The organism is Dulcicalothrix desertica PCC 7102, from assembly GCF_003991905.1.
Lineage (GTDB): Bacteria > Cyanobacteriota > Cyanobacteriia > Cyanobacteriales > Nostocaceae > Dulcicalothrix > Dulcicalothrix desertica.
In genome coordinates, this window is the sequence record NZ_RSCL01000001.1 from 721,865 (window position 1) to 741,512 (window position 19,648).

Annotated in this window: 16 protein-coding genes; 3 read left to right on the plus strand and 13 right to left on the minus strand. The window is 40.3% G+C overall.

The window, feature by feature from the left end:
• Window positions 1-130: 130 nt before the first annotated feature.
• From DSM106972_RS03255 to DSM106972_RS03265, 3 genes are read left to right on the plus strand one after another with little or no spacing between them, the layout of a single operon-like run.
• Window positions 131-1,867, plus strand: coding sequence for an efflux RND transporter periplasmic adaptor subunit (locus DSM106972_RS03255; protein WP_127078756.1), 1,737 nt, complete (start codon window positions 131-133; stop codon window positions 1,865-1,867).
• A 24-nt stretch (window positions 1,868-1,891) separates the two neighbouring features.
• The gene (locus DSM106972_RS03260) at window positions 1,892-3,067 is read left to right on the plus strand and encodes an ABC transporter permease (protein WP_127078758.1); all 1,176 of its coding nucleotides are present in this window, start codon (window positions 1,892-1,894) and stop codon (window positions 3,065-3,067) included.
• On the plus strand, window positions 3,067-4,626 hold the full coding sequence (locus DSM106972_RS03265; RefSeq protein WP_233787773.1) for a TolC family protein: 1,560 nt from the start codon (window positions 3,067-3,069) through the stop codon (window positions 4,624-4,626). The genes DSM106972_RS03260 and DSM106972_RS03265 overlap by 1 nt, the downstream gene beginning before the upstream one ends.
• Before the next feature lie 272 nt (window positions 4,627-4,898).
• On the opposite strand, the gene DSM106972_RS03270 is transcribed toward DSM106972_RS03265, so the two are convergent.
• From DSM106972_RS03270 to DSM106972_RS03325, 13 genes are all read right to left on the minus strand, one after another.
• Complete coding sequence (locus tag DSM106972_RS03270; protein WP_127078760.1) at window positions 4,899-5,318, minus strand: response regulator; 420 nt, start codon at window positions 5,316-5,318, stop codon at window positions 4,899-4,901.
• A 464-nt stretch (window positions 5,319-5,782) separates the two neighbouring features.
• Window positions 5,783-6,196, minus strand: coding sequence for a response regulator (locus tag DSM106972_RS03275; protein ID WP_127078762.1), 414 nt, complete (start codon window positions 6,194-6,196; stop codon window positions 5,783-5,785).
• 172 nt (window positions 6,197-6,368) lie between these two features.
• On the minus strand, window positions 6,369-8,021 hold the full coding sequence (locus DSM106972_RS03280) for a sensor domain-containing diguanylate cyclase (protein WP_201800666.1): 1,653 nt from the start codon (window positions 8,019-8,021) through the stop codon (window positions 6,369-6,371).
• A 145-nt stretch (window positions 8,022-8,166) separates the two neighbouring features.
• Complete coding sequence (locus tag DSM106972_RS51130; protein WP_158632756.1) at window positions 8,167-8,307, minus strand: hypothetical protein; 141 nt, start codon at window positions 8,305-8,307, stop codon at window positions 8,167-8,169.
• Window positions 8,308-8,413: 106 nt separating this feature from the next.
• Window positions 8,414-8,545: a response regulator gene (locus DSM106972_RS54735; RefSeq protein ID WP_267901047.1), complete on the minus strand. Its 132-nt coding sequence runs from the start codon at window positions 8,543-8,545 to the stop codon at window positions 8,414-8,416.
• Window positions 8,546-8,566: 21 nt separating this feature from the next.
• Window positions 8,567-10,429 carry a response regulator gene (locus DSM106972_RS03290; RefSeq protein WP_127078766.1) on the minus strand — a complete coding sequence of 621 codons (1,863 nt, stop codon included), beginning with the start codon at window positions 10,427-10,429 and terminating at the stop codon, window positions 8,567-8,569.
• Between the two features lie 80 nt (window positions 10,430-10,509).
• Window positions 10,510-12,696: a hybrid sensor histidine kinase/response regulator gene (locus DSM106972_RS03295; protein WP_145837751.1), complete on the minus strand. Its 2,187-nt coding sequence runs from the start codon at window positions 12,694-12,696 to the stop codon at window positions 10,510-10,512.
• Window positions 12,697-12,737: 41 nt separating this feature from the next.
• Window positions 12,738-12,920: a hypothetical protein gene (locus DSM106972_RS03300; protein ID WP_127078768.1), complete on the minus strand. Its 183-nt coding sequence runs from the start codon at window positions 12,918-12,920 to the stop codon at window positions 12,738-12,740.
• A 406-nt stretch (window positions 12,921-13,326) separates the two neighbouring features.
• Window positions 13,327-13,743 carry a response regulator gene (locus tag DSM106972_RS03305; protein WP_158632757.1) on the minus strand — a complete coding sequence of 139 codons (417 nt, stop codon included), beginning with the start codon at window positions 13,741-13,743 and terminating at the stop codon, window positions 13,327-13,329.
• A 127-nt stretch (window positions 13,744-13,870) separates the two neighbouring features.
• Window positions 13,871-14,251, minus strand: coding sequence for a response regulator (locus DSM106972_RS03310; RefSeq protein ID WP_127078772.1), 381 nt, complete (start codon window positions 14,249-14,251; stop codon window positions 13,871-13,873).
• Window positions 14,252-14,265: 14 nt separating this feature from the next.
• Window positions 14,266-16,593, minus strand: a complete 2,328-nt coding sequence (locus tag DSM106972_RS03315) for a PAS domain-containing protein (protein ID WP_127078774.1) — start codon at window positions 16,591-16,593, stop codon at window positions 14,266-14,268.
• Window positions 16,580-18,454, minus strand: a complete 1,875-nt coding sequence (locus tag DSM106972_RS03320; protein ID WP_127078776.1) for a response regulator — start codon at window positions 18,452-18,454, stop codon at window positions 16,580-16,582. The genes DSM106972_RS03315 and DSM106972_RS03320 overlap by 14 nt, the downstream gene beginning before the upstream one ends.
• A 20-nt stretch (window positions 18,455-18,474) precedes the next feature.
• Window positions 18,475-19,632 (minus strand): MFS transporter, encoded by a 1,158-nt coding sequence (locus DSM106972_RS03325; RefSeq protein WP_127078778.1) that lies wholly within the window; start codon window positions 19,630-19,632, stop codon window positions 18,475-18,477.
• Window positions 19,633-19,648 lie beyond the last annotated feature (16 nt).

Below are 19,648 nucleotides of genomic sequence, written 5' to 3' on the forward strand. Positions count from 1 at the left end.
TCTGTGGTAAAATTTTTTCTTTATCACCACAGAGGCTATTAGGGCACAGAGGAAATACAACTAATCTAAGATTATTACGAAAAATTACATAAATACGAAAAATCTAAATAACCTATTGTATAGCCCATGTATGACTTCAACACAGATTGTCAAAAGTAAAAAGAGGCTAAAAACCGGACTGAAACTACTCTTAGGTTCAGGACTTTTAGCTTTGCTAGGTGGTGGTGCATGGTGGTTTTACATTTTAAATTCCGGTAAATCATCAAATGCTGTCGCTTTACCTATAATGACCGCAGACCGAGAAAACATCGAAATTACAATTAATGAAAGTGGTGCTATGCAACTCGGAGGACAACGAGACTTGAAGTCTCCAGGGGAGGTTACGGTAGATAAAGTGTTAGTCAAAGTCGGGGATACAGTCCAAGCTGGACAACGGTTATTAGTTCTCCGTAACAAAGAGCAGCAAAGTACTGTTGCAAATCAAGATTTGGCTATTCGTAAACAAAAGCAAACTCTCGCGCGCAGTCAAGAAAAAGTTACAGAAGCCAAGGATAAGCTAGCGGTAGTACAACAAGAACTCAGACAACCTATTAAACAAGAGTTTGATATTCGTAAGGCAGAGTTAGAACTTACACGCAGTCGCGAAAAAATTATCGAAGCAAGACAAAAGCTTGCGACTGCAAAGGAAGAAGCGCTATCTCCAGCGAAACAAGTATTTGATATTCAGAAGGCAGAGTTAGATTTAGCGCGCGGTCGTGAGAAAATAATAGAAGTTAAAGAAAAGCTCGCTGCTGCACGAAGAGAACTTCAAAATTTGGAAGTTTTATCAAAAAAAGGGTTTATCCCTGGTGATGACTTGGTAAGACAACAAGCATCTGTTCGCGATGCACAAGTTACTGTAAGAGATGCGGAGTTTGATGTTCGCACTAAAACTATTGACCTTCAACGTCAAATTTTAGAGGCTAAACGCGCCACAGAACCTCAAACAAAGGTATTAGAGGCACAAACAGCATTGAAAGACGCTCAGTCAGACTTAAATTCTAAAACCTTGGAATTTCAACGTTTGAAAATTGAAAATAAACGACAGACTGAGCTTCAAGAAAAACTTTTAAGCGCGCGTGCAGAAGTTAGGAATGCTGAGTCAGATGTTGAAACTCAAATTAGCGAACTCCAAAAGTTAGCACTCGACCGCAAAAATTTAGAGACGCAAGTTCAAAATAATTTTGTTACGGCGCCTATTACAGGAAAAATACTTAATGTCAAAGCTAAAAATGGTGACGGTATTAAGTCAGGTGATATTTTAATTACTTTAGGCAACCCCTCACAAGAACTCGTAAATTTACAAATTGGAACGCTTGATGCAGCTAAGGTCAAGGTTGGCCAATTAGCAAAGATAAAAGTTATTGGACCTAACTCTCAAGAATATACGGGTAAAGTCCAAGATGTAGAACCCCAAGCAATTAGTGGAGAAGGTGGAAGTGGGACTTCTCTAGGTGGTGGTTCATCAAGCCAAGCAAAAGTTCCAGCAACTGTACTACTCGATAAACCAACTCGTACTTTAATACCTGGTAGTCAAGTTAGTGTCGAAATTATTGTTGAGCAACGAAAAAATGTTGTTGCTGTAAATTTAGAAGCTGTGCAACGTGATGAAGGTGAGCCGTTTGTTTGGATACGCGATAACCAAGGCAAAGCACAGAAGCAAAAAGTCACTCTTGGACTCGAAGCTACTACCAAGGTTGAAATCAAATCTGGTTTAAAAGCTGGTGACAAAATTATCCTCCCTGGCGCCGACACAACCTTAGAGCCAGGAAAAGCAGTTAAAGAGGCGCCACCAGATGCACCACAACCAACACCAGAAAAATTATAGTATTTTTTAAATTTATATAATTTTATGTCTCTTTCACCTCAAGACTTAATTATTGTTACCTGTAAATCATTAACAGGAAATTGGGTGCGCTCTGCATTGACTAGTTTAGGCGTATTTATGGGTGTAGCAGCAGTAAATGCCACACTTCAAGTTGGAGATATTAGTCGCGCGTTAATTAAGCAGCAACTTTCCAAACGAGACGCACCTCAAGTTAGTCTTAGTGTTTTTTCAAGAGAAGGTAGGGAACCAAAATTAGAAGATTTAGAGTTTTTGCGCCGACGCTTGAAGAATTATCAGTTAATTAGTGCTTCTAACTATGTCGGTTTTTCTGAGTCAGTAATTTATCAAGGTGAAGAAGGTAAACCAATGATGCTGGCTGTAACTCAAGATTATTTACCAGCTACAGGTAGAAGATTAATTAAAGGGAGATATTTTAATGCAGCAGATTTGGAAAATTATCGACCCGTTGTAGTAATTGATAAATTTCTCTCCGATAAGCTTTTTAAAAAAGAAGAACCTTTAGGCAAATCAATTTTTAGCTCAAATAGACCTTATCAAGTTATTGGAATTATAGAAACGAAACAAAGCTTTGGTGAAGAACCAAAAGGTCAATTAGTTATGCCAATGTCCACATATAGTGCATTAACAGGAAGTCAAGATTTTCAATCTATTTGGATACGTCCTCGCAAAGAGGAAGATATGAATCAATTGAAAGAAGATGCTGAAAAATTATTAAAGTCACGCTTTCCTGGCGCCGAAGTATATGGGTATAGCAATATAGAAGATATTCTAATGCAAAAACAATCTTTTGAGTTAGCTTCGCGCGGACTGAATGTTGTGGGAATTATTGCTCTATTAATTGGAGGTGTTGGAATTACTAATATTACCATTGCTTCGGTTATTGAACGCACTGCTGAAATTGGTTTACGCAGGGCACTTGGCGCCACTAAATCTGAGATTTTACTGCAATTTATTCTCGAAGCTGCGCTTTTAAGTTTAGTTGGGGGAACGTTAGCTATTATATCAGTTAATTGTGTGACTATAGTCGTTACTCAAATATTTAGTTTTCCTTATCAATTAGAAGTTCAAACAGCAGTTTTATCTTTAGGTGCTGCTTTATTAGTAGGTGTTGGAGCTTGCTATTTTCCTGCTGTACGCGCGTCGCAACTTGACCCTGTTAAAGCTTTGCGTGAAGGTTAGTGGCAACGGATACAACGGATGTAACGGATGAATTTATGCAGTATTTAATTCAAATTGGATTTGTGCAAGTTGTTATTATACTTTTTGGGGTTGGATTTTCGACAGGCGCCGGAGCGAATAATCAGTTTCCACGTACTTTTGAAACTGTACCGATTAAACCTACAGTTCAACCTATAGAAACATCGGTACCAAAAAAACCACAGCTTAAACTTGCTTTGGCAAATGTTGTGTATTTAGTGATTGAGAATAATACAAGTATTAAGAATGCTTATTTAGATAGAATTGCTCAGAAAGGTGATTTAGCTGTTGCAGAAGATAAATTTGTGCCAGATTTTACTCCTACAGTATCAGTCAATTTGAATGAACTAGGTAGAAATGGAATTACTTCAGGTTCGTTAACTACTAATCTTGGCGCCAAAGTTGTGATGAGAATTCCTACGGGTGCAGAAGTGACTTTTAATTGGACAGCAGATGCTCAAACTTCTAACTTAAACTCCAATCTAAATAACATTGGAAGCATCAATGATAGTAGCTTACGGCAAAATATGGAACTTAGATTAAGCCAACCATTATTGAAGAATGCTGGGACACGAATTAATCAAGCTTCTATAGACTTGGCACGCATTAGCGAAAAATTTAATATAGAAAATTTAAAGTCTACTTTGAATAATACTATTACAGAAGCTATTATTGCCTATCGAGAATTAATCCGCGCCCAAGAACGAGTCAATATTGAACAGTTATCACTAAAAAATGCCCAAGATTCTCTCGAAATTAACCAAGCGTTGATTCAAGCAGGTAGACTGGCGCCTGTAGAGATTATTCAAAATCAAACTGATATAGCTAACCGTCAAGTATCTTTATTATCTGCTCAAAACGATTTAGAATCAAAAAGATTAGCATTATTAGCAATTTTAGATATTGACAAAAACACAAATATTGAAGCCGAAACCATTCCTTCAGTCAAACCAGTAGCTTTAGATATTGAGAAACTGAGAAATATTGCGCTTTCTACTCGACCTGAATATTTACAAGCACAATTTAGTTTAGACCAAAATAAATTAAATTTAATGTTAGCAGAAGATGGTAAACGTTGGAATTTAAATTTAGATGCTACTTTGCTAAATAATTTAAATCAAGCTGTAGATGCTAGACTAGGTTTAAGTTTAGGTCATACCTTTGGAGATTTAAGTTTAGAACAAACATTTAAGCGCGCGCAAGTTGAGTTACGAAAGTCAGAAAACACATTAAAGAATATACAAACAAAATTAGAGATAGACTTACAAGACCGAGTACGAAACGCCAATTTAAGTTATAATCAACTAGAACTTGCTAGACGAGCAACTCAATTATCGCAACAGCAACTTGAAATTGAACAGGAAAAATTAAAACTAGGTAGAGGATCTGGAGTTTTTCAGCTGATTAGATTGCAAAACGAACTCGCTCAAGCAAGAAACACAGAACTTGATGCTACAATTCAATATCTTAACGCTTTAACTAATTTAGACCAGTTTCTTGGTACAACTTTACAAACTTGGCAAGTCAAAATTGAAAATTGATCGCCCTAACCCCCTTAAAAATGGGGACTAAAAAGCGCCTATTTACGTTTTTGTTCTTATCTAGACTTGACATCATTATGGGTTAAATTTTTAAATTTTGAGTGTGATATCTTCAGAAGCTAGAGCGCCAGTCCAGTAGAAGTGGTTGACAGAAAAATCTAATTATGCGTGTTGCTTTAATCGAGCATTTAGGCGCCTTGGTATGATGCGAAGGATAAATAATTTAATCGGAAAATAAGCGTTTTACCTCGACGCATAAATTTACGCTTCCGTCAATATATATTACTGGACTGGCGCTCTAGTAACCTCTGATTTAAATAATTTTTGTAAGCAGAATTAATGGTTTTCATAAATTCCGCAATGTCAAATGGTTTGTGGAGATAATAAGCAATACCCAAACGATAGGCAATTTTCTTTAACTCACTGTTTGCGGAAATCAATACAACTGCTGGTTTAATCTCATATAATTGGAGATGCTCATAAACTTCGACTCCTGTTAATTTTGGCATTTGGTAATCTAAAATTAATAAATCTGGTTGCCATTTCAAAACTTTTTCTATTGCTTCTATACCATCTTGTGCTTGGTTCACTTCCCAACCTTCTTGCTCAAGTAGAAAAGTAAGACAGAGGCGATTGTTGCCTTCATCATCTGCTATTATTGCTTTAGGTTTTTCTAAATTTTTATACTTCATAGCTTATCCTTGTGTGTTATAAAATAATATGACCAGACCCAAAACTTGCCAGGGTCTGAAAACATAAGCTAGAATTCAGTGTTTTAAACCCTTATTGCTACGTTAGAAATTTGCGAATAATTCCTAATAAGGAACCATAATTTGTCTTTTGACTAAAAATGGAAGCATAAAGCGATACGTGAATCCTTAAAGAAAGCACTCTTTAAACCTGATAAAAAAGTTTAGAACTAAATTACTATTTTGTGAAAATTTTACCCAGCTTAAATTTAAGCCTTGAAAGCATAATTTGTCCGGAACATGATTGGAAGGATATAGTGTCTTTTTCTGTCAAGTAATCGTTCCAGTTACATAATTGACCATAAAATCTTAAAAAAAGAACGTAATTACGTGCTGAAAAAATAGAAGTATAACTTCGCCAAAGTCAATTGGAAGCTATTGCTAGCCGAAACGGCAATATTATGGTTTCACTGACAGACAGCTTGGCTATATCTACGCCAATTTAAATAATTTTCGTAAGCAGAATTAATCGTTTTCAGAAATTCTGCAATGTCAAATGGTTTGTAGAGATAATAAGCAATAGCAAAACAAGAGGCTATTTTCTCTAAGTCGCTGTCTGAGGAAATTAATAAAACTGCTGGTTTAATCCCATGTAACGGGAGAAGCTGAGAAATATCGACTTTTGTTAATTCTAGCATATGGTAATCTAAAATCAATAAATCTGGTCGCCATTCCAAAACTTTTTCTATTGTTTCTTGACCTTCTTGTACTTGACTCACTTCCCAACCTTCTTGCTCAAGTGCAAAAGTAAGGCAGAGTTGATTGTTGCCTTCATTATCTGCTATTATTGCTTTAGCTTTTTCTAAATTTTTATACTTCATAACTTATCCTTGTTCGGCAACTTACTTAATTGCTAATAAATTTGGTAGATTGGCTTAAACTCCAACGTCTTCAATGTATAGAAGGAAAATAAAGAACTGATAAAGAACAGAAAGATTGTAATAAATTGAAATAAAATAAATTAATAAATCTAAAGTACTAGTAAAAAAATGCTCAATCTTCTATTGAGATGGGGATTTTACTAACAAACGAACGATTACGTCCCTGTGCTTTGGCTTGGTAAAGAGCTTGGTCTGCTGCTTCAATCAAATTCAATGGAACCATAGTAGATGTAGGAATGAGGGTGGTAATCCCTATGCTCAATGTGACATAAGGTTTTACATCTGATGCATTGTGGGGAATACTCAAATGTTGAATGGCTTGATGAATTTCTTGGGCAACCTGCGTGGCGCCTTCACTATCAGTATTTGGTAAGATAACTGCAAATTCTTCTCCGCCATAACGAGCGGCTAAATCCGTAGAGCGTTTGACAGTTTGTTGAAAAGCTTGGGCAACAAGTCGCAAACAATCATCTCCGGCAGCGTGACCATAAGTATCGTTATAGCGTTTGAAATAATCGATGTCGCATAACAGTAGTGAGACACAACCTTGTTCGCGTAAGAAATGTCGCCATACATAATCAAGCTTGCTATCAAAACATCGGCGATTGGCAATCTGGGTTAATTGATCTACCATCGCTAAATTTTGCAATTTTTGGTTGGCAAGCTGTAATTGCTGATAAAGTTCTGATTGCTGGATAGCAATCGCTAATTGTGTTGCAAGTTGTTGCAGCAGTTCGCTCTCCCAAGGTTGCCATTCACGCTCTGCGCGGCAATGATGAACAACTAACAGACCCCAAAGCTTATTACCTTGTAAAATTGTTACAACTAGCTTGGCTCTGACTTGCAATTGTTGGAGTAATTCTAAATGACTTGGGGTAAGTCCGGCGGTGTAGATGTCGGAAATAGCTTTTGCACCCTGTTGATAAAACTGTCCTTGGGTTTCTACAAAATAATTGTCTGTAATTTCCATATTTAGGAGCGATTGCCAACCGGATGCCACAGACTCAGTAACAACTACACCACTGCAATCAGGATTAAAGCGGTAGATGATGACGCGATCGGTTTGCAGAAATTCCCTGACTTCAGCAACAGTTGTATTTAAAATTTTGTCCAAATCTAATGTTTGACGGATGCGTTGAGCGATTGTATACACCATCCGTTCCTGTTCCAACTGCTTTCGTAGTGCTTGTTGAGCTAGTTTGCGGTCTGTGATATCTGTAAATGATGTTACTACCGCATACGGTATTAATTCATCTGGTTGAAATAATGGTTGGGAGTTAATCGAAATCCAGGTCAAGTTGCCATCAGGTTTGTGAACTCCCATGATAACATTAAATTGCGGTTGTCCAGTTTGTAAGGTGACAATTGCAGGATGAGTTTCGCCAGGAAAAGGAGAACCATCTTCATGAATAGCTCGCCATCGCCCATCAGTAGAAGTGCGTCCCATCATTTGATCAGTTGTTAACCCTAAAATTCTTTCTGCACTCTCGTTACACGCAGTAATGCTACCATCAGCTTGCTGTAGGACAATGCCTTCCGCCATTGCTGCAATTACTGAACGATAGCGTTGTTCACTTGAGCGCAACTCGTCCTCCGCACGTTGGCGTTCTAACACAGCGGTTTGTTCTTTGGTAACATCCTTTTCATTTACTAGGATCATTGTGTTACCAGTGATTGGATCAAAAGCCCTCAAGTCTGCTACTGATATTTTATTTGCAGATACTGTTTTTTCGGCAATGACCTCCGGTCGGTCGCAGGTCGTCACCTTTCTACGATTTTTGTTAAAATTCGTTTTTGTTAACTTAAATTTGTGCTTTGGCTGAAATGATGCACCGAAAGAGTGATTGAAGGCCATAGACAAAAAATTCGATTTAATTATTTAAGAAAAAATTCCGATTAAATACTTATTTTCAGGCTTTTTTTGCCCTTTGTGGATGCAAAACTGAAACACCAAACCTATTATCTTTAATTTGCCCTAGAGCGCTAGTATGGAATGGCAACAAAGTAAATTTTATTGGTTCTTCAAATCGTTCAACTTGACAAGTGTTCATATTCTCTTTCTTGTGATAGTAGAAACTATTTATCTTTAAATAAAAAAGATAAATTAGAAAAGTAAAGAACTAATAAAGAATCAAAATTATTGACAAAACTTAATAATTAGTCTTCCCACCCAAGAATATGAGCTATTTGCTCGGAAATAGTCGTAGGTTCAAAAGGTTTAGTGATTACTCCGGTAATTCCCATTTGGGCAAAGTGAGCGTAAGACAATAATTGTGGATAAAATCGCATAATTCTTGTCTCTCCCTAGCCCTATGTTTGTACTATATTTAGTTTTGGACTGTGACGCGCGCGTGTTCTTTCAATGCGGCTCATTACCCGTGTCACGAGTTCCGGGCCTAGCACTGGTTTGTTGATAAAATCATCGGCTCCAGCGGCAAAGGCTTGTTGAAGCGATTGAGCATCAGTATGGGCTGTCACCACCAAAATCGGTAAATCTCCCCAGTGAGCATCTTGGCGCAAAACTTGACACAACTCTAAGCCATTAACTATTGGCATCTCTAAATCTAGCAACACTAAATTTGGTGAGGTTGCGATTAATATTTCCCAAAATTGTTGTGGTTGAGATAAGGTGATTACTTCTAACCCCCAAGGAGTAAGTAACTGCGATAATCCAGCTAGGATTACAGGGTCATCGTCAACTATTAAGACCTTGGCTACTGATGGTTTGGTTTGAGGTAGGACACGACTTATCGCCCCAAAAATCTGCTCAATTGTTGAAGGTTTATGTAAAAATTGCCGCGCGCCTAAGCGTGATACTACCAATCTATCAGCAAGGCTATCTCGTGCAGTGAAAACAACAATTGGCAGATTCGGGTTGCTTTCTACCAGTTCCTCTAGTAGCGTTAATCCATCTTCTTGACTACCGGGAAAGCTCAAATCTAGTAAAACTGCATCAGGAGTTGCCAAGGCTAGGCGTTCACGAGCAGTGATTAAATCGGGAGCAATTTTCATTCGCATTCCCCAAGCCCCAGCAAGAGCCAATAACTGCTCCGTCAAAGTAGTGTCATCATCAATTACTAGTATACGATGAGTTTGCTGCAAAGGGGCAGGTTGAGCAGTAAGGGTAAGAGGTGGTTTTGCCAACTCGTGTTGCAATGCTGTTACCAGTTGGGAAAACTCGGTAATTTCATTCGCATTCAGCGTGCGTTCTCTTCCGAGTAAATCCTCTAATTCTCGCGCCAGTTTAGAACCTTCTGGATATCCAAACGTTCCCATTGAACCTGCTAACTTGTGTGCTTCATGCAATGCTTGCTGCTTTCTTTGCGCTTGTAAGTCCCCTGCTAAGAGCGCAGTTTTTGCTTGCTCTAGCACCGTCACCTGTTGACTAAACGAATTGCGGAATCGTTCTAATACCCGATTTACAGAAGCTAAATCTTTCGCGCGGGGTTTTTTGTGAATATCCTGTTGTTGCGAAGTTGTCACATAATTAGTATGGTCTGGGACAAGATTTAAGCGATAGCCCATTCCATATACAGTTTCTAAAATTTCTTGAGTCAATCCTCCTGCTTTCAACTTCTTGCGTAGGTCTTTAATATGAGTTGTCACTGCATTTTCAACCGGTGCATCATCAAAACCCCAAAGCCGATCTAATATTAATTTCCGGCTAAAGATGCGATTGGGATTTTGTAAAAACAATTCCAGCAGTTTATATTCGTTCGCGGTGAGGGAAATTATCTGCTCCCCACAAGTTACTTTGCCAGAGTTTTGATCTAAAGTGAGATTTCCCCAACTTAATGTGGATGATGCGACTATCCCACTTCGACGTAACCAAGACCGAATTTTTGCCAACAATGCTTCTGGGTTGTATGGTTTAATAACGTAATCATCTGCTCCAGCATCTAATCCGGCAATAATGTTTGTATCACTATTAAAAGCAGTTAATAGCAGGATTGGTTTGCAGTAGCCTTGCAATCGCAGTTGCCGACACAAGCTAATAGCATCCGCTTTGGGAATGAGCCAGTTTAACAAAATTAAATCATACTCAGCCGACATCACTAGGTCTAACCCTGTTTCGCCATCATTGGCTAAGTCAATACTGTAATGATTTGCTCTAAGTAACTCTACCAGTGCCGTACTGAGTGATATGTCATGTTCTACCAACAGAATTTTCATAAGCGGCATAATCGCGAAGATTTGCATTACACCTAGCTCAAAAATTTATTACGAAAGGTCAACAATCAACTTCGTTATAGCTAGGGACAATGCTCAAAATTTTTGTTCAACAAAACTAGCATGTCTTTAATAGTATAGGGCTTTAACAGAAAATTGGTAATGCCGACTTCTCGAACTAGCTCTTCGTTCATACTGAGTCCACTCACAACAATGATTTTGACGTGGGGATTTAATTGCTTTAAGGCACGAATCGTAGTAATACCATCCATTCCAGGCATCATCATGTCAATGACCACGACTTTAATTTCGGCTTGATGTTGGGCATAAACTGCGAGGGCATTAATACCGTCACAAGCGGTTAGCACCTGGTAGTAGTATGTTTCTAAAGCTGTTTTAGACACCGAGCGAATATGTGCTTCATCATCGACTACGAGAATCGTTTCTCCATGTCCTGTGGGAAGCGTTGCTGCTTCAATAGGTGCGCGTTTTGTCCGTTGCAAAGCAGGAATAAACACTTTCATTTGGGTACCGCGACCGACTTCACTATATACATTTACAAATCCGCCATGACTTTTAATAATTCCGATCACCGTAGATAACCCTAGTCCGGTTCCTTTGCCTACTTCTTTCGTGGTAAAAAACGGCTCAAAAATACGATTGAGTATTTCTTTTGCAATGCCCATTCCTGTATCAGCAACCGTAATTGCAACAAAGTCACCCACTTTTGCATCTAGATTCATGCGCGTATAATACTTATCAATTGTTATATTTTGAGCAGTGAGAACGAGGGTTCCCCCCTGTGGCATTGCATCGCGAGCATTGATCGTTAGATTCATTAGTACTTGATGCAATTGGGTGACATCGGCATTCACAGTCCAGAGGTTTGGCTCAAGATCAAGCGAAATATCAATTGATTTGGGAAAAGTTTGTTTAACTACTTGCCTAATTTCTGCCAGTAGATGTTTGACTTCTAAATCTGTACGCTTACCTTCCATGCCACGTGCAAATAATAACACTTGCTTGACTAGATCTGCACCGCGTTTGGCATTGGTTTCGAGAATTTGGAACCACTGTTGCTGCTTGGGGTCGGCGCCAGGAAATTTTAGCGGCAGTAATTGAGCCGTTGCTAAAATGGGGGTAAGAATGTTGTTGAGATCGTGAGCAATGCCACTGGCAAGCGTGCCTAAACTTTCGAGCCGTTGGGCACGTAGAAATTGCGCTTCGAGTTGTTTTTTCTCGGTTATGTCAGTGTTGACGACAAGGATAGATTTGGGATTAAGAGCTTCATCGTTGATTAAAGTCCAATGGCTTTCTACTACAATATTTTTGCCGTCCTGGGTGATTTGGTGTAATTCTCCTTCCCACTCTCCTTGCTCATTGAGGACTGCTTGGATTGATTCAAGTTGGAATTCAGAGTCTCCCACTTTGTAGAGCAAATCTGCTGCATATTTGCCTCGCACGTCGGTTGCCTTCCAACCATATAGTCGTTCAGCCCGTTGATTCCAAAACAAAATGCGATGCTCTAAATCGTAAACGGCGATTGCATCCTTGCAAATATCAAGCAATGCCGCTTGTTCACGAATCGTTTGTTCGGCGACTTTGCGTTCTTCTAGTTCGGTTTGCAATTGTTGATAGAGTTCAGCTTGTTGAATAGCAATGCCCAGGTGCGTTGCCAGTTGCTTGAGCAGGTCAATTTCGATGGTCTGCCATTGTCTTTGTTGGGAGCAATGATGGGCAGACAGCAATCCCCACAGATGCTCACCTTGCAAAATCGGAACGACGAGATTGGCTTTAACTTGAAATTTTGTCAGCAACTCCAGATGGCACGGGGTTAGCCCAGCAGTATAAACATTGGCTTTGGCAGTAACTAGCCCGTGTCGGAAAGGTTCAATATATCCTTCTACAAAACAAGGTTCATCAATGGTGGTCGAGCGAATAGAAAGCCAATCTGAACCCACCGATTCTACCTCTACAGTGCCCGTCCAATCGGGATGAAAACGAAAAATCACGACGCGATCTGTGTTTAAAAATTGGCGCACTTCATCCACGGTGGTTTGCAGCATCGTGTTAAGATCAAGTGATTGTCGAATTCGCAGTGCAATATCGTATAGCAGTCGATCTCTATCTCGTAGCTGCCATACAGTGGTATTAGTTAACATAGACGGCGCCTGAAATTGTATCGTTGTTGGTGTGGAATTAAGCGCATTGTTGTGGTTAAAAGACAACGTGGTTTGGTTTTGACGCAGAGATAATGCTTTAACAACCATTGATCAAATACTTTCATGAATAAGGTGTAAAATTTCAATTTTTAGCGACTGGCGCTCAATCCCAAAACTCTCTGCGGCGCCAGGAAGAGTTCTAAACTAAGGTGTGAAGCTGATTTTTCCTGTATATTGGGCATATCTTGCCAACAGCTACGACAGAACCAAGACACCTGGCGATTGCGAACATGGCGCAGCATTCGATTGGAACAACAAGGGCAAGTAGCCATAAAACTTTTTCCTTAAAACAATGTGGTTGATAAAACACAGACAATACTTAGACTTAGACAAGAATTTAATTTGTCAATGACCAATAACTTGACTGTAAGCAGTGAAAGTAAAGACTTAGTAAAGATTACCAATTGTTAATAAATCGTTTTATATTGAAATATTTTTCAGAAAACCAGTAAATTTAAAGAAATGTATCAATTTCGTAACAATTGCAAGACTTAAAAAGCTTGTATAACTTACATCTTGCACCAGTCCGAGAAACCGGGCTTCTTGAGAAAAATTTTGCTATAAACCCTTATTTTGTCGTAAAGAAGCCCGGTTTCTTTGAGCTTGTTGAGAATGGTGCAATATATTAAGATAACCATTTTTCTGGACTAATTGGATTGTTTCAATTTATTAAAGCGTCTAGCTCCCATTCCCAATTGAAGGCGCCTTTAGGTTCAGCAACTTTGTAATCTGATTGGAAAGCAAGCTTGGATCAGCAGCGTAATCTATTGCCCCGACCGCTTGAAACTGCTGAAGCCTTTTTGAGTCAAGCCACTTGGCGCCAGTGGTTAAGATGACCACAGGAATGGTTTGAGTTTCAGGCTGTGTCCTGAGTTTCTGCAAAAATGTGAAATAATCGCTATCGGATGAAGAGAGTGCTAGTAAGATCGCATCCGGTTGTTCTTGAATAGCACGTTGTAATCCTTCTAACAAAGAACCCGCACGAAAGACCTCCAATCCGCAAAAGTCAGTCAAACTCAGGTACAGAATCTCTCGGACATTGGGTTCGTTATTAATTAATAAAATTGTTTTAGCGGTCATAGCCGTTGCAGGCAAACCTTTCATAACTTTTACATTTAACAATTGGTTTAAGGTCTTTTATACCTATACACAAATAAGCTAAATTATAAAAATGGAGATTTAGTAAAGATGACAGTTACGTTACAAAGGTTAAATTATTAAATTATTCTTCCCATCCTAAAATTTCTGCCACTTCTGCCACCAAAGTAGCGGGTTGGATCGGTTTGGAAATCACGCCCCTCACGCCCATTTGAGCAAACTTGGCACGGTCGCTGGGCAAAACTTTTGCTGTTAGCAGAATTATAGGAATTGAGCGTGTGTCTGAATTCGCCTGAAGCCTCTCATGCACAGCAATTCCATCCATTCCAGGCATGGACACATCCAACAAAATGGCATTTACCGATTCTGTCTGTAAAATTTGTAAACATTCTTCTCCACAGGCTGCCGTCAGCGTCTCCCACCCTGCTAGGTCTTCCAGACACGCTTGCACTAATTCTCGAAGGCGTTCCTCATCATCGACGACTAAAATTTTTCTATCTGTCATAAATTATTTTTATTTTATATTGGAACAGGTAAGGTGAAGAAAAATTTACTGCCAGTGCCCAAGGTACTTTCTGCCCAAATCTTACCACCATGCCGTTCAATAATACTGCGACAGATGGGCAACCCTAATCCAGTTCCTCCTTTTGAACGTGCATCACTAGCATCGACCTGTTGAAATCGCCCAAAGATTGTTTCTAACTTGTCAGCGGGAATACCTCGTCCAGTATCGCTGACGTGGAATAACACGTGATCTATTTGTTGTTCGGCGCCTAAATGAATGACTGAGGAGGTATGGGAGAACTTAATTGCATTGCTTAACAAGTTGGTCAGGGTTTGGACGATTGTATCGCCTGCTGCCCAAACGCTTGCGTGAGTTGGCGCCATCACAAGCGTAATATTTTGCCCACTTGCGAGCGCTTGTACTCCGTCTACCGCTTGCTGCATTAACTCATAAGCTTGGCAAACCGTTTTTTCTAAAACTACACGACCCGATTCTAACCGTTCTAAATCTAAAATGTCGTTAACTAAGTTAACCAGGCGGTTAGTATCAATCGAGGCAATCTCGATCATGCGTTGAGCTTTCTCTGGCTTATTGGCGTAAATTCCTGTTTTGAGTAATCCTAACGACATCTGAATTGCCATGAGCGGTGTTCGTAATTCATGGCTAACAATGCTAATAAACTCATTCTTGATTTCTTCAACTCGTTGCCGCTCAGTAATATCTTCGGCGATGCCAGCCGTGCGAATGATTTCTCCAACTTCATTTTTGATGGGAAAGGCGCGATCACGAATGTAACGAATCGAACCATCGGGATGTATCACCCGATACTCATGATCCAAATAGCCCTGCGGCGCCTTCTCCCGTAAGGTTTGCTCCACACGCGGGCGATCCTCCGGATGAATCGCATTGAGCCACTCGCCAAAATTGTGATACAGCGACTCACACCTCTGTCCCCACAGCGTTTCATAAGCAGGACTAACATAGAAAATTTGCTGATTGGCGATATCCGCGATCCAAAATACATCTTGAATATTTTCGGCAAGCTGGCGAAACTTTTCTTCGCTATGGCTTAAAGCAGCTTCAGCGCGTTTGCGTTCGTCGATGTCAAAAAGGGTGCTGCGGCTGATGATAAAGTTTCCCTTAGCGTCCTTAATTCCGGTTGCATTCAGGTTGAACCAACGGGTTGAGCCGTCTTTGGCAACCATCTGAAACTCCAAATTATGAATGCAACCCTGCTGCTTGAAGTTGGGAAAATTTTCGTAAAAAACCTGTTTGCTTTCAGGAGTAAGGAAATCAACAAATCTCTGGTGCAAAATTTCAGCGCGGGTATACCCTAACCATTGGAGTTCGGTATCATTAATGCGAATAAATTTTCCATCTGCATCAAGCGAGTGATAACCACACGGAGAATTATTGTAAAGGTCTTCAATTTCCTGTTTTGCCTGTTGTTGTTCAATTAATGCTAGTTGCAAGTGATCGTTAACGGTGGTAAGTTCTGCGGTGCGCTCTCTTACTCGTTGTTCAAGTTCGAGTTTGGCTCGTACTTGTTCAATTTCAGCTTGCTTGCGAAGAGTGATGTCTCGTGTTACTGCTAAAACTAAAGCCTCAGTTTGATCCGAGACTTGTAACGGCACCGCATGGGATTCTAACCAACGCCGAGTCCCTTTAAGTCCAATTATTTCAAACTCTAAGATGGCGGTTTTGCCTTGCGCTACTTGTTGTGTAAGGTCTAAAAACGCTTGCTGATACGGTGTTTCGATCAGCGGACAAACACATTGCCCAAGCACTGCTTCTAAACTATCGGCTTCAATCATTGCAAGTCCGGCTGGATTCATGTTTTGCAGCATCCCATCAGCCGTCACTACCTTGACACATTCGGGTTCAGCTTCAAAAATCGCGCGAAATTGTTGCTCGCTCTGCTTTAAGGCACTCTCTAAACGCTTGCGGTCATCGATGGACATCACCGTTCCTAACATCCGCACGGCTTCCCCAAGCTCGTCATAAAACGCTTGCCCTCGTCCTTCGATCCAATGAATGCTACCATCTGCCCAAATTACCCGAAATTCGTGCTGATAAGGAATGCGAGCGCGCAATGAGTCGGCAACTACGACCCTCAAAGCGTCTCGATCATCGGGATGCAGGCAAGCATCAAAAGTTTCATACCTACCATTAAACGAGCCAGGAGGTAAACCAAACAACTGCTCATGTTCTGGAGACCACTTAATATCCCCCGTGATTAGGTTCCAATCCCACATTCCCATCTGAGCCGCATTTAAGGCAATTCTTAAACGCTCCGCATCGTCTTTAACAAATTGTTGGTTTAGTTGTTCAATCCTTTTCATAGCTCGATTCTTCCTTTCTGCTGGTGTCCGTAGCTCCGATACTTTGATGTAGGCGAGTTCTTTCAATTCGGCTGAGAATTCGGGTCACGAGTTCTGGTCCCAAAACTGGTTTTGTGATGAAATCATCAGCACCAGCGGCGAACGCACCAACAAGCGAGTCGGCATCCGTGTGAGCCGTCACAACAAGGATAGGTAAATTACCCCATTGGGAATCTTGCCGCACGACCTGACATAGCTCTAATCCGCTAACATTAGGCATTTCCAAGTCTAGCAAAACTAGGTTAGGCAATGTTGAGACTAAAACCTCCCAAAAGTTTTGGGGTTGGCTGAGGGTAACAACGTCTAACCCCCAAGGAGTCAGTATACTTGACAATAGAGTTAATGCCGCTGGATCATCGTCAACAATTAAGACTTTGGCTCTTGATGCTTTATAAGGGGATAAAACTTGAGTAATCGTGCGAAATATTTGCTCAGTAGTTGCAGGTTTATGCAAAAATTGTCGTGCCCCTAACCGAGAGACTGCTAATCGATCTGTGAGACTATCTCTGCCTGTAAAGATAATTACCGGGAGATTTGGCGTTCGCTTTTTTATCTCTTGCAGCAGCGTGAATCCATCTAACTCTGTATCAGGAAAACTCAAATCCAGCAGAACCAGGTCAGGAGGCGCCTGTTTGAGACTCAAACGAGCATCGGTAAGATTAAATACAACCTTCAACCGTATCCCCCAAGCTTCGGATTCTGCCTTTAATTGCTCGGTCAATGCCACATCGTCATCGATCACTAGCACTTTATAGGCTGGGGTGGTAGAAATTGGAGAAGTTGTCTGGGTAATAGGTGCTTTTGCTAACGCTTGCTGTAATGCTGTAACAAGTTCACAGTAGCGCTCAATTTCAACAAGCGTAAAAGGCGAGTCCTTCATTAATAAATGCTCCAGCGATCTCGCCAACTTTGACCCATCTGGATACCCAAAGGTCGCTAACGAGCCTGCTAACTTATGCGCTTCAAGCTTTGCCGCTTGCAACTCTTTTGTTTGTCCTGCCAGCAAGACGTTCTTTGCTTGTTCCAATACGGCGACTTGTTCATTCAAAGTATCGCGAAATCGTTCTAAAACTCGGTTAATCGCGGACTGCGTTTTGCTAGCTTGATTATTGTCTAAACAGTTCGAGTCGGGAGCAGGCTTCAATCGGTAGCCCATGCCATAAATAGTTTCAAGTAAGTCTTCAACTAACCCGCTTGCTTTCAGTTTCTTTCGTAAATCTTTAATATGAGTAATAATAGCACGATCAGTAGGCGCCTCATCAAAACCCCATAGCTTGTCTAAAATGGCACTGCGGCTAAAAATACGATTAGGGTTTCGCAAAAACAATTCCAGCAAATTATATTCGGTTGCGGTGAGAGCAACGATAAGGTCATCCACTGTTACCCGGCCGGAATCTGGATTTAAACAAAGCTTACCCCACGTCAAAGTCGTTGGATTTAAAGCACCCTTGGCAGCAAGAGCACCACTGCGTCGCAGTAAGGTTCGCATCTTGGCTAACAGTACTTCTGGAGCAAAAGGTTTACTTATGTAATCATCAGCGCCAGCATTAAAAAGAGCTACCACATTTTCATCGTCATCATTGGCGATCATGAGCAAGATCGGTTTTAAGTAGCCTTGCTCGCGCAACTTCCCACACAGACTCATTCCATTTAAGGAAGGCAGATGCACATCCAGCAGAATCAAGTCATACTCCACATCTGTTGCTAGGTTTAGTCCGGCTTGTACATCTAAAGCCTTGTCGAGCATGTAGCGATTCGCCAACAACACCTTAGTCAGTGTGGCACTCAGCAATCCATCATCTGAGACTAATAAAATTTTCATGGGTACGTTCTAGATGTGGTCTAACGTAATAATCGATGTAAAATTAACATTACAATTGCTAAAGGCAACAGTAGCACAGGAATAATACCCAACCCAAACCGCGCGGCAAACCATCCCAGTGCAGTTGGAATACCAGCGGCGCCTAAAGAAGCGACACTTGTAATAAACCCAATCGCTGCGGGTACTATTTGCGGTGATACTCTAGAAGGCATTAACCATATTATCATTGGGAAAATTGCAGCTAGAGATAAACCCATTAACGGTAAGCTAATTAATTGCTGGGGCAACAACCACCAAGCAACTACGCTGATTACTAATAATATTAAAGATAAATCAAGCGTGCGGGTGGCGCCGAGATATTTTACAGCACGTCCTGTTAATAGTCTTCCTATAGTCAACCCAAACCAATAAGCGCTAACACTGTAACCAGCAACAGTTACTGGTGTATTTCTAACTTTACTTTGAACACTAAAAGCCCAGTTACCTATTGATGCTTCAACACCTACATATACAAATAGTAATAAACCTGCTATTAATACTTTTGGTGTTTTTAAAGCTACAGTTAAATTCTGTCTACCGTTAGTATTTGATGCTGATGATTTCTTATTTAAAGGCTTATAGTTATTTACTACTGCCCACAGCATTCCAAGTATTGTGATACTTACTACAAGAGCAATAACTAAATAAACTTGGCGCCAGTTTAAATTTAAAGCCAGCAAAGTAGTTGCCACCCCAGGTCCAAGTAATGCTCCCACACCGTAAAAAGCATGGAGAATTCCCATTAAATCAGCATTGTCTTGTTGTGCTATATAAGTATTAATGCCAGCATCAATTATCCCAATTCCTAACCCAAGTAATGTACCAGCAGCAACCATTACTAACCAATATGGTGAAAGTGCGTAGATAATTAGCGCTAGAGTCAAAGTCGTAGAAGCTAACAATAACATGCGCGCGAGTCCAAAACGACTACTTAGTAGACTACTGGAAAAAGCAGCTATTACATAACCTGTAACCTGACTAATGAAAAGTAGTGTAATTGTTGCAGCACTTAAGTTATACGTTGCTTGAATAGAAGGAATAAGAACACCTAACCCTCCTTCAGCAATACCAATTGCTATAAAAGCATAGAACGAAAGAGCAATACCTATCCAGGCTTGATTTTTGATATGAGATGCCATTACTAGCTGCGTTTAT

What these genes read in the sequence shown, in the direction of transcription:
- DSM106972_RS03255 (WP_127078756.1), top strand. Translation starts at nt 131, where the DNA reads ATGACTTCAACACAGATTGTCAAAAGTAAAAAGAGGCTAAAAACCGGA.
- DSM106972_RS03260 (WP_127078758.1), top strand. Translation starts at nt 1,892, where the DNA reads ATGTCTCTTTCACCTCAAGACTTAATTATTGTTACCTGTAAATCATTA.
- DSM106972_RS03270 (WP_127078760.1), bottom strand. Translation starts at nt 5,318, where the DNA reads ATGAAGTATAAAAATTTAGAAAAACCTAAAGCAATAATAGCAGATGAT.
- DSM106972_RS03275 (WP_127078762.1), bottom strand. Translation starts at nt 6,196, where the DNA reads ATGAAGTATAAAAATTTAGAAAAAGCTAAAGCAATAATAGCAGATAAT.
- DSM106972_RS51130 (WP_158632756.1), bottom strand. Translation starts at nt 8,307, where the DNA reads ATGAACACTTGTCAAGTTGAACGATTTGAAGAACCAATAAAATTTACT.
- DSM106972_RS54735 (WP_267901047.1), bottom strand. Translation starts at nt 8,545, where the DNA reads ATGCGATTTTATCCACAATTATTGTCTTACGCTCACTTTGCCCAAATG.
- DSM106972_RS03290 (WP_127078766.1), bottom strand. Translation starts at nt 10,429, where the DNA reads ATGAAAATTCTGTTGGTAGAACATGACATATCACTCAGTACGGCACTG.
- DSM106972_RS03295 (WP_145837751.1), bottom strand. Translation starts at nt 12,696, where the DNA reads ATGGTTGTTAAAGCATTATCTCTGCGTCAAAACCAAACCACGTTGTCT.
- DSM106972_RS03300 (WP_127078768.1), bottom strand. Translation starts at nt 12,920, where the DNA reads ATGGCTACTTGCCCTTGTTGTTCCAATCGAATGCTGCGCCATGTTCGC.
- DSM106972_RS03310 (WP_127078772.1), bottom strand. Translation starts at nt 14,251, where the DNA reads ATGACAGATAGAAAAATTTTAGTCGTCGATGATGAGGAACGCCTTCGA.
- DSM106972_RS03315 (WP_127078774.1), bottom strand. Translation starts at nt 16,593, where the DNA reads ATGAAAAGGATTGAACAACTAAACCAACAATTTGTTAAAGACGATGCG.
- DSM106972_RS03320 (WP_127078776.1), bottom strand. Translation starts at nt 18,454, where the DNA reads ATGAAAATTTTATTAGTCTCAGATGATGGATTGCTGAGTGCCACACTG.
- DSM106972_RS03325 (WP_127078778.1), bottom strand. Translation starts at nt 19,632, where the DNA reads ATGGCATCTCATATCAAAAATCAAGCCTGGATAGGTATTGCTCTTTCG.